The 14,698-nt window shown below is 46.0% G+C and carries 8 protein-coding genes; 3 read left to right on the top strand and 5 right to left on the bottom strand.

The annotated features are described in order from the left end of the window. Positions 1-27: 27 nt before the first annotated feature. From JM642_RS12750 to JM642_RS12730, 5 genes are all read right to left on the bottom strand, one after another. On the bottom strand, positions 28-1,980 hold the full coding sequence (locus tag JM642_RS12750; protein ID WP_069454675.1) for an OmcA/MtrC family decaheme c-type cytochrome: 1,953 nt from the start codon (positions 1,978-1,980) through the stop codon (positions 28-30). 329 nt (positions 1,981-2,309) lie between these two features. After that, positions 2,310-4,490, bottom strand: coding sequence for an OmcA/MtrC family decaheme c-type cytochrome (locus tag JM642_RS12745; protein ID WP_203431907.1), 2,181 nt, complete (start codon positions 4,488-4,490; stop codon positions 2,310-2,312). Positions 4,491-4,735: 245 nt separating this feature from the next. After that, positions 4,736-6,655 carry an OmcA/MtrC family decaheme c-type cytochrome gene (locus JM642_RS12740; protein ID WP_203431906.1) on the bottom strand — a complete coding sequence of 640 codons (1,920 nt, stop codon included), beginning with the start codon at positions 6,653-6,655 and terminating at the stop codon, positions 4,736-4,738. A gap of 35 nt (positions 6,656-6,690) precedes the next feature. Then, on the bottom strand, positions 6,691-8,829 hold the full coding sequence (locus JM642_RS12735) for an MtrB/PioB family decaheme-associated outer membrane protein (protein ID WP_203431905.1): 2,139 nt from the start codon (positions 8,827-8,829) through the stop codon (positions 6,691-6,693). A 13-nt stretch (positions 8,830-8,842) separates the two neighbouring features. Beyond that, positions 8,843-9,808: a DmsE family decaheme c-type cytochrome gene (locus JM642_RS12730; RefSeq protein ID WP_144345834.1), complete on the bottom strand. Its 966-nt coding sequence runs from the start codon at positions 9,806-9,808 to the stop codon at positions 8,843-8,845. Between the two features lie 424 nt (positions 9,809-10,232). Here JM642_RS12730 and JM642_RS12725 point away from each other — a divergent pair, with 424 nt between their 5' ends. From JM642_RS12725 to glnS, 3 genes are all read left to right on the top strand, one after another. Continuing rightward, entirely contained in the window at positions 10,233-10,472 is a 240-nt protein-coding gene (locus JM642_RS12725) for a FeoA family protein (protein ID WP_011623257.1), read from the top strand. Beyond that, positions 10,465-12,759: a Fe(2+) transporter permease subunit FeoB gene (gene feoB, locus JM642_RS12720; RefSeq protein WP_144345835.1), complete on the top strand. Its 2,295-nt coding sequence runs from the start codon at positions 10,465-10,467 to the stop codon at positions 12,757-12,759. The genes JM642_RS12725 and feoB overlap by 8 nt, the downstream gene beginning before the upstream one ends. Before the next feature lie 184 nt (positions 12,760-12,943). Next, positions 12,944-14,614: a glutamine--tRNA ligase gene (gene glnS / locus JM642_RS12715; protein WP_203431904.1), complete on the top strand. Its 1,671-nt coding sequence runs from the start codon at positions 12,944-12,946 to the stop codon at positions 14,612-14,614. The last annotated feature ends 84 nt before the right edge of the window (positions 14,615-14,698 follow it).

The raw sequence follows: 14,698 nt of genomic DNA, 5'->3' as shown, positions 1-14,698 counted from the left end.
GGAGCGAACTCCCCCTGCTTGGGCAAATTACATTTTCACTTGAGTGTGATCTGCAACTGTTGGGGTATGGCAGTAGAAACAGGTTTCTGACTGTGCCGCTTGGTTGGCTTGAGTATAATCGCCATTCACAATCGCACCCATATTTTCTAAACCGTGGCCGATAGATTCTGGCGCGTGGCATGAAGTACAAGTTGCTGTGATTGGGGTGGTGTATTTACCTGCAGAAGTAGCCAGTGCACCTTTCACTTTAAATGCATCTAAGTTGAAGTCGTTGTGGCACTGAGTACATTCTTTGATCACGCCTTGCTCACCGTGAACCACGTGTAGTTTCATTTCGAAACCACCTTTGTTAGCACCGTTTGCATAGGTACCATCTGGTGTGTGACAGGCAACACAAGCATCAACACCCACGATAGGCTTACCGTTTGCGTCTTTGGCATGTGAAACTTGTTCAGACATCACAAAGCCTGCATGGTGACCTTTGTGGATTTCAAAGGTGTCACTGTGACAGCCTTGGCAAGTGCTGAAGTTCACTGAGTTAACATGACGTGTACTAGGCGCTTTACCAGATTTAGTACCAAAGGCTAACTCGGCTTTCATACTGGTGGTTGTGCTATTAGCAGTACAAGCCGTTAATGTGGTACCAGTGTTACACATTTCTAAGCCAATAAAGGTAAAGGCGGTATCAGTATCGCCCGCACCAAATGGCAGTGCAGGAGTAGTGAACACCAGTTTACCATCAGCGATGGTAACATCAGCTTGTAATGCACCATCTTTGACTAGATCTTTGGCCACTTTAGCTGTACCGCTACCTGGGCTCTTGTTATAGCCCATGATGGGGAAGTTAGGTCCAACGTTAGTGATAGTTTCTAAACGTTTAATCTTATTTTGTACACTCGCCGCATCAATGGCATTGCCGTCTTTATCTAAGATAGACACGGTTAATACCGCAGTATTGTCTGCTTGAGCAGCTAATGTTGCAGACATACCTAATTGAGCGATAACGGCTTTTTTGTCAGCGGTTTTAGCTGTATGTAACTCGGCTGTCCAAGTGCTGTTATGGCAGGCGATACAGTTAGAGTTATCGAGTTGTTGAGAGTGGCCTTTACCCGCAGCAAAATCCACAGTGCTATGACAGCTTCCACAGGTTGCGGCAGTTGGAATACGTGACCAGTTGCCCCAATCAGGTGTTGCTTCATTTTCAGTGTGACAGCTTTGGCAGCTTTCTAATGAGCCTAAGGTCAGGTCTTTATGCTTGGCGTGAACTAGAGCATTAAACTCTTTACCTACGCCCACTTTGCCTGCGGTGTGGCACGTTGCGCAGTAGTTAACATCTGAATACGCACCACCATGTTTAACCTGTGCTAAGTCTTGGTGACAAGTATTACAGCTTTCAGTGGCAACGATTTTACGGCTATAACCAGGCTCGGCACCTGTGTCAGCGGTGAAATCTACAAAAGCGTTGCTGTTAGGCACTAAGGTGCCATCTGGTAGTGGCGTATTATAAGCGCGGATTAGCACACGTTGAGCCAACTGGTCGTTGTAGGTGATCTTAGCATTGGCAGTTAAGTTCATCTTGAAGGTATAGCTGTAGTGGCCGTTCTTCTTGTCAACAAAAGTACCTGGGCAAGTTGAAGCGAGATCACAGGTTTCATCACCAAAGTATTGCCACTGAGAGGCATTACCGGCACCTGTAGCGCCTTGAGGAAGTAATTGAGCTGCTGCAAAACGCATTTTTTGCAGACCCACGACCGGTAAATCGTCTTCGTTGGTGACAGTGAATTCAACACTAGGTACACCGTTAGTCACAACAGATTTGTTGAATGTAAAATTGAGCTTTTGAATAGCGGGAGCTGGCTCTCCACCAGGTTCACCGGGTTTACCATCGTTACCATCGCTACCACCACAGCCTGTTAAGGCCATAGTGACGGCACTTGCTGCAAGCAGCAGTGCGAATTTTGATTTTTTTGCGTTCATCATTTTTTTCCCTGCATAGGTTTGGCATTACTTAAGTGCTTGTCTTCTTCACCCGACAGATTCTTTGTCTGTGCTTTGGTCTTGAAGGCAACCTAAGTGGATGCTGGAAATAGAATTCCCCAAGGAAAGGCTAACCTAACATGCCTCTAAAATCTTCTAAGCCTTTGCTAATGTGTGACTTGGATCTTTCTATTTCTAAAGAGGTAGTTAAACCACAGGGGAAAAACAAATTTAGATCAAAAAAACGGCGGATTGTGAAGCTAAAATAAAAAAGAGAGAGGGGATACCTCTCTCTTTTTGTTCTTGCTCTCTATTGAGAGAATTACGTCGACTTAGTTACCGTGAGCTTCCATCAATTGTGATGGAGTATGGCAAGTCGCACAGCTTTCAGAGGCACGAGTTTGAACATCTGCTGCACTTGAGCCATTTAAGATACCGCCATTAGTCTCGATATGCGATTTAGCAGCGTCAGACAGATATTTCTGGTGACAACTTAAGCATGCACCAGCATCGGAAGATACCCAAATTTCTGCACCGTTGTTGTTTATATCACCAAAGCGCCATGCACGTTCTGGTGATCTGCCTAAAGCAATACCTGTTACAACGTTTGATTTATCTGCAGTATGACATGTTGCACAATCGGTTTTTAGTACAGTACCGGATTGTACGCCTGCATATTTCAGATAATGTCCTTCACGCTCGTGCGCTTTCCAAGCAAAGCTGGTTGGTATCTTACCGCCTGGATAGGCCGCATCATTTTTCAGGGTTTTGTCCGATGTATGACAAGTTTGGCAGTTGACGCCATTGTCATAATGGTGGATTACTTGATTATGACAACCTTGACACTTAGCTGGGTCAATGATTTCACGGCGTACACCTGGTTTAGCACTTTGGTCAGCAGCTGTTCCGTTCCAAACAAAATGGAATGGAGCTTCTTTGATCATAACTTTACGTACATTGGGTGTAGAGCAATCGGTCATCACAACATCTGAAACACCGTAACCGCCGTTGTTGAAACAAACTTCAAGAGTTGACCATAGTTCGAAAGTTTTACCTACAGCGTCTGCAGGAAATACCATTTTACTAGCAGTTAACGAATAAGTTTTGTTAGCCGCATCAAATGTACCTTCCGATAGCGCAACGCGACGAGAAGAAGATGAAGCGTATTCTGGGTAGTTTTTATCACTATCCCATGCAATAAGCACTCTACTTGACTGATTTATGCTGAGTTTATCTACTGCATTACCAGAACCGTCTAAGATTTGGACTTTGAATGTTAATTTGCCATTAGCATCTGCTGCAATGTCAGTGAACTTAACGCTCATTGCTTCTGCATCTTTGTAAGCTTTAAGCACATCACCATGTCGCTTAGTTGCACTACCTGTACCACCGTAAGGCTCTGTCGCATTGTGGCAAGAGGTACAGTCAGTGCTGCTATGGTGAGCAGATGGTTTTTCAGTATGGCAACCAATACAAGCTTGATTGCTTAAATCTGCTTTGAATAGGTCTGCATTGGCAGGTGCACCAGCACCTTCAACGTGACAGGCTGAACAATCAGCAGCAGGTTTTAATGGGAAGCCTACTTTGCCGTAGTCGATCACTTTACCACCGTAACCGACAATCTTATAAGGAGCAGGTACTTCTGCGCCTGTCTCATCGAAGGTATGACGTTCGCCACCTTTGTGGATAGCATGGATCATATAAGTGAATTCAATGCTATTGCCTGACTCTGGGTCGCCAGATGTTGCAGTATGGCAAGAGGCACAGTTTTCAATATCGATACGACGACCACCATGAAGCTCTAAGCTTTCAGGTTGGTGACAGGTATAACAAGCTTGAATAGAAACCACGTTACGGGTTTGAATACCTTCAGTCTTACCAGTAGAAGGTTGCCAGTCGAAATGGGCGTTGGCTGTGAGTTGTGGTAATTCAAGCTCCATCGTCGCGCGTTGAGTCGCGTCAGCGCTATAAGTAACGGTTAATGGTTCAGTTACATTAGCAATGTTGGCTTGGTAGGTGTAGCTATAGCTACCATCACCATGGTCAACTAAGCAAGTATCACATTTACTTGCTGCTTCAACGTTTGCTTGGTATTGGGCTGATGGCTTGAGGTTATCAACGCCGGATGGAATGGTACCTGGCTCTTTTTTGGCATTAATATAAGCTTGCCATTGATAACCGCGGTTAGCTTCAGTTTCACCCACTTTCTCTTTAACTGGAGTTAATTGCGCAATACCAAACCGTAAATCGTGATCTTTAGTTAAGCCTAATACGGCAACGCCATTAGCATTTTCCAACGTAAAATCAACGGTGACTTTGCCTGCATCAACAGTGGCATTTGTGAATTTTGCTTTTAAGGTTGAGGTTGAGGTGATATTGACACCAACAACGCCTGGTTTACCGTCTTCACCATCTTTACCGTCACTGCCACCGCAGCCAGTGAGAAGAAGTGAAAGTAAACCGGCACCCAACATCGCTTTTGTTGCGGTATTGAAATTGAACCGTTTCATCATGATATTTCCCTGCAATAGTTTTAATCATCATTAAACACTTATCAAATAAGAATAAATCTCATTATTGGCATTTAATGTGTGGGATTAGATCCCACCTGTAAGGCTAACTAAGTCATTGGTATTTATCAGTCACTTTAAGCGGGTTATGTGATTGAGATCTGACTATTTCTTTAGAGGTAGAAGACTGCATAGTATGAGTTCCTTTTATATCTGCAGTTACAGGCCTTTTGGCCTGCATCATAGGGTTAATTAATTGGGTGGACTTTGAGTACATCGGCGACGGCCCCTTGTCCATGGCAGAATGCACAGGTTTCAGAGCCTGCGGTTGCATCAGCTTTGGAGCCTGCAAACACGGCACCTTGTTGCTTCATATGATTGTGGGTCGCATCACTTGAGTGACAGTTACTGCATACGGCGGCTATCGGGCTGGTAAAGGTGCCATTGTTAAGCGCAAGCGGTTGAACCGCTGTATTTAAGGGCAGGGCAACCGTTGAAACGCCTGCTGCATCTTTGATATGGCATTGAGCACAATTACCGATTTTGCCTGGGTAGTTGAGATCTGCAAAACCAGTAAATTGGCTGGTATGGATCCCATGAATTAACTGTTTAAAGTCAAAGGAGGTAATGGAGGGATTTGCCGCTGTAGCATCGGCCTGCATATTCGGGTTGTGGCAAAGCTGGCATTGGCCCGCTAAATCGTTGCGTGCGCCATGAATATTCAGTTGTTGATCGCCGTGGCAGTTAGCACAGTTGGCATTGCTAATGATTTCGCGGCGGCCAGTGCTGGTTAATGCAGACATATTGAAGTAACTATGACTTGATTTGAGCACCAGCACTTCTGCCTGTTCGGTACTGCAATCCACTAATACTTTATCTTTGGCGCAAACTCGACCTTGAATCGCTAAGCCGCCATGGTCGGCCTCAGTTCCCGCTGGAACGGTGAGACCTGAAATAGTGTAAACGTAGGTGCCATTGCTGCCAGAAACTGGCGTGGAGTCAGGGAGACGAATTGAGCGCGCAGAGCGGGTGCTGTAATCGAAACTGGTTCCCCAGTTAGCATAAACCCTTAGGTCGCTTATAAATTTGAGTTTATCTGCGCTATCTACGTAAGCAGTGCCTGTGCTGGGGTTGGTCAGGGTCACCGCAACAGTCACTGTGCCATTGGCATCCATGCTTGCACTACTGATGCTTGGACTAAATTGAGCTAACGCGGCCATTTGATCTTCATTGCCGTGTACGCTGGCGGTCCAATCGGCATTATGGCAAGCAACGCAATTGCTATTATCCGCTTGTGCTGGATGGCCTTGGCCCGCAGGGAAATTGATTTGGGTATGGCAGGCACCACAGGCTTCCATGGTGGGTACCCTATGCCAATTTTGACGCTCGGCTAAATCTGGATTATCAACGTGGCAAGTCTGGCAATTACTGATGGATTGAGGGAATCCCGTTAAATGTTTGCTGTGTATCATTTGCGGGAAAATATCCGCAGGATTGCTGACTTTCTTACTGTTATGGCAGGTTACGCAGGTTTCAACTTGGTTATAACGTCCACCATGGAACGCTAAATTGTTGTGGCAGCTATTACAGGTTTCAATGGTAATTAAGTTACGGGTATAAGCTAAGGTATTTCCCGTGGTTTGCCAATCATAGTGCTGATTAGTTATAGGGAGCGCTGTGCCATCGGCTAATGCATCGCCGCCCAGTTTGATGACTACTCGTTGGGTGGCGTCGTTAACGAATGTCACCCCATTCATGCCGTTAAATGTGGCGCTAAAACGATAGCTGTAATGGCCGTTTTTATGGTCAACAAACGTGCCTGGGCAAGAGGCGGCGCACGTTTCAGAGGTGAAATGTTGCCACTCACTGCTATTACCTGCACCTGTGGCGCCCTGAGGTAGTAATTGCGCTGCAATGAAGGTGGCTGAAGGAATACCAACCACGGCTTCATCGTCTTGATTGCTCACCTGATAATCGACTTGGGCAATGCCGTCAGTCACGGTGACTTTATCGACCATGATGTTTAGGCTAGTGATCGTTATTGCGGGTGGTTTCCCCGGCTCACCGGGTGAGCCATCATTACCATCATTGCCCCCACAAGCGGAGACAAGTGTGGCTAGGAGCAGCATCAGACTATATTGTGTGGTTAATTTGGCAAACTTGTTCATATTTCTATCCTTGGAATACGCTGTCAGTGCCTAAGTTACATTTGGTAGCTTAAGGTCAAACCTAAGTAATGAGCATTGTAATCGTGGCTGATGTCGCCAAAACTGAGCACATTGGGGACAGTGTCCCAAGTGGTGTTTTGGTTTTGCCAGTTTGCATCTTGATATTTCTCGAACAACCAATCGAAGCGTAATGACATACTGTCGGCCAGCCTATATTTGGCGTAGGCGTTAATATTGTGCTTGCGACTGTAGTAGTCACCGTAGGGGCTAGTGATGCCATAGGTGATTTCAGTATCGCTTTGACCATCGGAGTAGCTGTAGTCCAATCCCAGATCTAAACGATTATCCAGCAGGTTTTGATAGGCGATACCCGCGCCAATCAGGGTCGATTTCTCTTCCGCGGTGCTGTACCAATCAGGTGTTGAGAAACGATTGCTTCCGGCCTGATCTGAATCGCGCCAGTCTTGGTTGAGATAGGCGTTAAGACTTAGATTGTCGCTAATGAGATACTGCGCAGTTACATCGTAGCCAAGGTAAGACACTTGGGTGAGCCCGACTGATGTATGGTTATAGTCATCATCAATACTGTGTAAACTCGCACCCACAGAGAACCCTATATCGGTTTGGTAATTTGTGTGCAAGGTGACTTTTTGACGTTTGCGATCAGCAAGATAAGACTTACGTAACCAAGGATTACTCGGACTTTGTGTGCTTGTTACAGCATCGTATTCACTGCCATTACGATCTAATACTTCGCCCTTTAACCAAGCTGACCAAGCTGGCGAATAGCGGTAGCTGAGTTTGGCAAAGAGACCCGATTCATCGATGGACTGCCTATCAAGCTCCGAATAAATGATTTCATCTCGGCTATATCCCGCTTCAGCATAGGCCGACGGCGTTAGGCGATATTTACCTTTGAGATCGAATTGTTTACTGCGTTTATCGTAGAGACGATTTGTAGCTGTGCCTTGATAAAAGCTGTCGGTCACGACCTGTGGGAAATCTAACTGAGCCGTCTTGTTTTCCCTGTCTTGATAGTTATAACTGGCTTGAACACTCAAATCCTGTGTGATGCGGCCTGAATACTTAAGCACCATATCTAGGACGTCCACTTGGGCATCTAAATTATCGGTTGGCAGCAAAGGTGAGGGGCCATTAATGGTCGCAGGCAGAAAAGCCTCATCCTGTGACATGTTACTGATGCCCGCGTGCATAAGGATGTTATGACCATTTTGACCACCACTGGCCTCGGCTGCGATCCGATAGGCCTTGTTATCTGGGTCGACGGCATTTTGGCCAAAGTAGGCCGCACCAAATGTGGGCGTATAGGCCGATTGCCATAGCAGTGCCTGATGGTCATTCTTGTATTGGCTTATCTGGCTGTTTATGCCCGCTTGCCAGCCTGCGCCGCTAAAATAAACTCTGGCATCGACTTCATCTGTGCTGTCATCAATTGGCTGCGCCAACATCACACTGTTAGTGAGAATATTTGCGCTGGTCTTTTTCGCGCCGCTGCGGTTTTCATGCTGGTAGTTCACCGAGGCTTTATAACGGCTTGTTGATAAGATATGGCCTGCGTAGTAACCGCCGAGGTTGAATCTATCCCGCGTAATGCTTAAGTCCTGCTCGATTAAACTCGATTGCAGTAACGGCATGGAGTGGGTCGTTGCTCCCGCTACCCAATTATCAGGCAAGAGCATCTTATCGTTATCGGTGAGATAAGGGCTCTTTAGCTGATTGTATTGATAGTTGGCGAGACCTTTATAACCCAATTGGATTTGATAGTGTCCGGGTCGGCCAGTGGTGAGCTTGGCTGACCCCGTGTCAAATCCCAATTTATCGGCCTCAAGCCGGGTTTTGTAACCACTCTCAGCTTGGTATTGCATATCGGCGCCCACAGCACCGACCAAGCCATCTTTATCCGTGCCAGTGCGATTACCAAAACGGCTATCTTCGCCGTCATTATAGGCGAGCGTGGCGCTGACGTTGCCTTGGCGCCCTGTTTTGGGCTGGCATTGCTTGCAGCTCCATGAGTCACTTTTTACGCCGCTGCGATTCGCTTTTTGGATTTCATATCCTTCAGCATGGGCTGTGTTGAGTACGCCACTAATCGCCCAAGCCAGTAATGTGAGTGAGAAACAAGCTCTAGGAGTCGATATGTTCATTATTTGCATGATCATTTCCTTGTTATCTCTGGAGCAACTTGCCGGATGGATGGTTTGAACCATGCACTTGTCCATGGCAATTCATACAGGAATTACCCGAGGTGAAGGCATTTGTTTGATTACCAAAGTAAGCATTACTGCTGTGGCCATCGGAGGCGTGGCATTGTTGGCACAATTGTGGCGGTTTACTGATGAGCATTGACTCATTCACGCTGCCGTGGGGGTTATGGCAGTTAGCACAATTGTCGGTGACTGGCGCATGTTCCCACAATTTAGGACCGCGTTTTTCGGCGTGGCAGCTGTAACAGTTTTCGTTGACGCTCATTTGTTTCAGACTGGCATCATTTAAACTGCCATGGGGATTGTGGCAATCGCTACAGACCATTTGTTGCCACTGTAGTGGATGGGATGAGCGTTTGTGCATATCCGCTTTTTGTTGAGTATGGCATTGGGTACAAATTGCTACTTCGTTGGCTTTGTCGCTGATAGGGTCTTTTGCTACGTGTACTTGGTGACAGCTACTGCAGGGGATATCGGCATTGTCATGGTGATTACCTTTCCACGCGATGCGTTGATCGTCGTTATGGCAACTCATGCAGACACTGTTTTGTTTTTGCGCGGGAACCGGAGAATTCTGGCCGAAGGTGATCATCGGCTCTTTGCCGCCCTTGTTATGATTACCGAGTGGGCCGTGGCAAGCCTCACACTGTAAGTCGGCCATGGGGGAATCTTTGACATTAGGATTACCATGTACACCATCAAAAATGGCCATCACAGTGGCACTTTTCTTATGGCACATCAGGCAAGTGTCAGCCCCTTTGGCCGAGTACTTACCTTCGGCAAATTTTTTGTCCAAAGTCGCGACGACCTCCTCGGGTGGCTTGTCATCCCAAGGTGTCGCTACCGTTGAAAGGCTGAGTATCGATAACATCAGAGCAAGCATAACCTGAGTTATGCTTTTGAACTTTAAACCTATATCCATGTTCATCTATTCCCGAGTGCGTTTTATTTGTTATTTTTCAAGCTTTCGACATCGCTAATTTAGCTGATTAATATTAGAACAGGCACGTGACAAGTGCTTAACATTTTTTAGCTGGTTGACTGTAAAGAGGAATGATTTTGTAGGGATAAATAATAAGTGTGATAAATGTCTCGTTTTGTACCGAGGATGACTTTTTTAACGCTTATTGAACATGTTGTTCGATTGCGATAAATGGTGGCAGCTAGCTGGCATTTTTATTTTCGGTCAGGCGTTTATTCATTGAGATTTTTGTCACATAATACTCAACACAATTGAAAACTATTATCGTTACCAGTCAAAAAGCTTGATCTAGGTAAAGTTATTAGCTCCATAGCTCAGATAAAATGAGCACAGTTTTTCAAGCTGAAGCTGTTACAAGGTGAAATAGGTAATGAAGTTAAGCGAACTCAGTCCCGGTGACCGTGGCATTATTTCTGAAATCGGGCGATTAGATTTGCCGCAAACAGTGAAGCGTAAATTATTGTCCATGGGCATTACCCCTAATACACGATTTTCTTTGATTCGCCGAGCGCCAATGGGCTCTGGTTTAGAGCTGGATATTCGTGGTAGTAAGCTTTGTATGCGCAGAGACTTGGCAGACATTATTGAGGTGGAAAAGGCGAATGACTAAGCAGTTTCATTGCGTCACCGTTGGTAACCCAAACGCTGGGAAATCAACACTCTTTAACGCGCTTACAGGCGCGAATCAGCAAGTTGGCAACTGGTCCGGTGTGACGGTTGAGAAAAAAACCGGTCATTTCACTCTCAATGGTGCTGACGTTTACTTAACCGACTTACCCGGTATCTATGATTTACTCCCTGCGGGTAATAGCTGTGATTGTTCTCTCGATGAGCAGATTGCTCAACAATATCTCGCCGAACAACGTGTCGATGGCATCATTAACTTAGTTGATGCGACCAATATCGAGCGCCACCTCTATTTGACGGCACAACTCCGTGAATTGTCGATCCCTATGGTGGTGGTGTTGAACAAAATCGATGCAGCTATCAAGCGTGGCATTCGTGTCGATTTAAAGAAAATGAGCCAAGAGCTTGGCTGCCCAGTGATCGGGGTTTGTTCCCGCGATCCTGCTGATGTTGCTAAAGTTCAAGCGCAAGTGCTTGACTTACTTGAAGGTCGTGTATCTGAAGCGCCTTTGTTACTTGATTACGACGAGCAAATTGAAGCAGGCGTGCAACTACTTTGTAGTAAAGATCCCAATTTAAGCCGTGGCCGCGCCTTAGCGATGTTGGGTAACGGTTCTGGTTGTGGTAGCTGTAAAAATGCTGAGCTTCAGGATGAGGTGAATACTTGTACTCAGCAAATTGCGCAGCAAGGACACGACATTGAAGTGATGGTCGCAACCACTCGCTTTAATTTTGTGGAGCGAGTATTCCAAGGTTCCGTTAAAGCCGATGGCTTCTTAACCTTGAGTGATAAACTCGATAAATTAGTCTTACATCCTGTACTTGGCATTCCGGTGTTCTTATTTGTCATGTATTTGATGTTTATGTTCAGCATCAACATCGGCAGTGCGTTTATCGATTTCTTCGATGTGTTCGCAGGGGCATTACTGGTCGATCATTTTGGTGCACTGCTCAATAACATAGGCGCGCCAGCTTGGTTGGTGACTATCCTTGCGGGTGGTGTGGGCCAAGGTATTCAAACCGTTTCTACGTTTATTCCTGTGATTGCGGCATTATTCCTTGGTTTATCTGTTCTTGAAAGTTCGGGCTATATGGCTCGTGCCGCGTTTGTGGTTGACGGATTAATGCGTCGCATAGGTTTACCGGGCAAAGCTTTCGTACCAATGATCGTGGGCTTTGGTTGCTCTGTACCAGCCATTATGGCAACGCGTACCTTAGGCAGTGAGCGTGAGCGTATTGTCACGGGAATGATGGCTCCCTTTATGTCTTGTGGCGCACGGTTGCCTGTGTATGCACTATTTGCGGCGGCATTTTTCCCTGACTCTGGCCAAAATCTAGTATTTTTACTGTATATCATCGGGATTTTTGCGGCCATAGGTACCGGATTGTTGCTGCGAAGCACTTTATTACCAGGCACCAGTAGCGCGGTAGTGATGGAGTTACCAAGTTATGAGTTGCCTAAATTTAAAGCGGTGATGGTGCGTACTGGTAAGCGGACTAAGAGTTTTATCCTTGGTGCGGGTAAAACCATTGTACTAGTGGTGACACTGCTCAATTTTATCAATGCGATAGGGGTAGATGGTAGCTTTGGCCATGAGAATAGCCAAGCGTCACTCTTAAGCGTAGCGAGCCAGAAAGTGACACCTATCTTCTCGCCAATGGGAATTGAGCAAGATAACTGGCCTGCAACGGTCGGGATTATCACTGGGATTTTTGCCAAAGAAGCGGTGGTGGGAACACTCAATAGCTTATATACCAATGCCGGTTCTGAGGACGGCGAATTAACACCATTAGCCGATAGTTTTAATGAGGCTCTTGCGACTATCCCAGCAAACTTGTTTGGTTTAGATTTGGAAGACCCGCTTAAGTTATCTGTAGGCGATGTGTCCAGTACCGATGTTGCGGCAGAGGCGCAAGGTGTTGCAACGTCAACCTTTAGTGCCTTGCAATCTGGGTTTACTACCAAGGTGGCAGCGTTTTCTTATTTGCTGTTTATCTTACTCTATACTCCCTGTGTTGCGGCGATGGGCGCTTTAGTGAACGAGTTTGGTACTCGTTGGGCAACGTTTGCAGCGACATGGACATTCTCTCTGGCCTATGGCAGTGCAACTATCGCTTACCAAGTAGCAACATTTGCCGAGCACCCATTGCAATCGGGTCTATGGATTGGTTTCTTCCTCAGTGCGTTAGTCATATTCTATCTATGGCTAAAACGTAAAGGGCGCAGAACTCAGCAAATTATCCCAGGCGTGCGGATTATTACTGAGTAAATCCCTGAGTAATAAATGTCAGCTTAGTGGTTACAAAGATAAAAGCAGCTTTCACGGCTGCTTTTATTGTTTTACTATCCACGGCATAACCCTTAGTTTTTAATACTGGGCATTGTAACTGGCCGAGATCTGTAGGATCATGCTGGTTTTGTTAAAATTGCCATTGTTCGCAAAGAGGAATTCCATGAGTCATGTGGACACTGAAGTACGTCCGAGTAACTTTATTCGTAATATCATTGATGAGGATCTGAAAAGCGGTAAGCACACGAGTGTGCAGACGCGTTTTCCACCCGAGCCAAATGGTTATTTACATATAGGTCATGCTAAGTCCATCTGTTTGAACTTTGGCATCGCCCGCGATTACCAAGGTCTCTGTAACTTACGATTTGATGATACCAACCCTGAAAAAGAAGACATCGATTATGTCAATTCTATTCAGGCGGATGTGCGTTGGTTGGGATTCCAGTGGGATGGTGAGGTGCGTTATTCCTCTAACTATTTCGACCAATTACATCAATATGCCGTTGAGTTAATCAATAAAGGCCTAGCCTATGTATGTTTCCTCAATGCCGATGAAACCCGTCAATACCGTGGCACGTTAAAAGAACCAGGCAAAAATAGCCCTTATCGCGATACTCCTGTGGAAGAAAACCTGCGCTTATTTGAAAAAATGCGTCTAGGTGAATTCAAAGAAGGCGAATGTGCGCTGCGCGCTAAAATTGATATGGCATCGCCTTTCATGTGTATGCGCGATCCGGTGATATACCGTATTCGTTTTGCTCACCATCACCAAACGGGTGATAAGTGGTGCATTTATCCAATGTACGATTTTACTCACTGTATTTCCGATGCGCTCGAGCACATTACTCACTCATTATGTACGCTTGAGTTCCAAGACAACCGCCGTCTGTATGACTGGGTTCTCGATAATTTAGATGATTTCCAAGCGCCAAATCGTACTCGTCAATATGAGTTTTCACGCTTAAATCTTGAATATACGCTGATGTCTAAGCGTAAATTAAATGACTTAGTGACACGTAAGTTAGTAACCGGCTGGGATGATCCCCGTATGCCAACAATTGCAGGTCTACGCCGTCGTGGTTATACCCCAGCGTCTATCCGCGAGTTTTGCCAACGTATTGGTATCACTAAGCAAGAAAACATGATTGAAGCGGCGATGCTCGATGCCTGCATCCGTGAAGAGCTCAACGAACATGCGCCACGTGCGATGGCCGTACTGCGCCCATTAAAAGTGGTGATTGAGAACTACCCAGAAGGTCAAATCGAGACGATTCAAGCGGCTTCTCATCCAAGCGATGAAAGCATGGGTACACGTGAACTTGCCTTTGGCCGCGAATTGTATATCGATGTGGCTGACTTCAGAGAAGAAGCCAATAAGCAGTACAAACGTCTAGTCATGGGCAAAGAAGTGCGCCTGCGTAACGCCTATGTGATTAAAGCCGAACGTTGTGACAAAGACAGTGAAGGTAATATCACTACCGTCTACTGTAGCTACGATGCCGATACTTTAGGTAAAAACCCTGCCGATGGTCGCAAGGTGAAAGGCGTAATCCATTGGGTTGAAGCGACTACGGCTAAACCTGCGGAATTCCGTTTATACCAACGCTTGTTCACTGATCCAAATCCTGCTGCTGCCGAGACAGTGGATGAAGTGCTTAACCCTAACTCACTTGAAGTGGTTAATGGTTTAGTTGAAGCAAGCCTTGCGAATGCGCCAGCGGAAAAAGCTTATCAGTTTGAGCGTGAAGGTTATTTCTGTGCTGACAATAAAGACTCTTCAGCCGAGCATTTAGTGTTTAACCTAACGGTTGCACTGCGGGACTCATTTGAATAGCAAGTTGTTGGCCGCGATAATCTCTGTCGCGACTAACTGTCAACAGCAGTAAAGAATAAAAAGGCCCTTAGTGTTTTCAAGCTA

The organism is Shewanella sp. LZH-2 (assembly GCF_016859145.1).
Lineage (GTDB): Bacteria > Pseudomonadota > Gammaproteobacteria > Enterobacterales > Shewanellaceae > Shewanella > Shewanella xiamenensis.
This window is presented reverse-complemented; position numbering and strand designations above follow the sequence as displayed.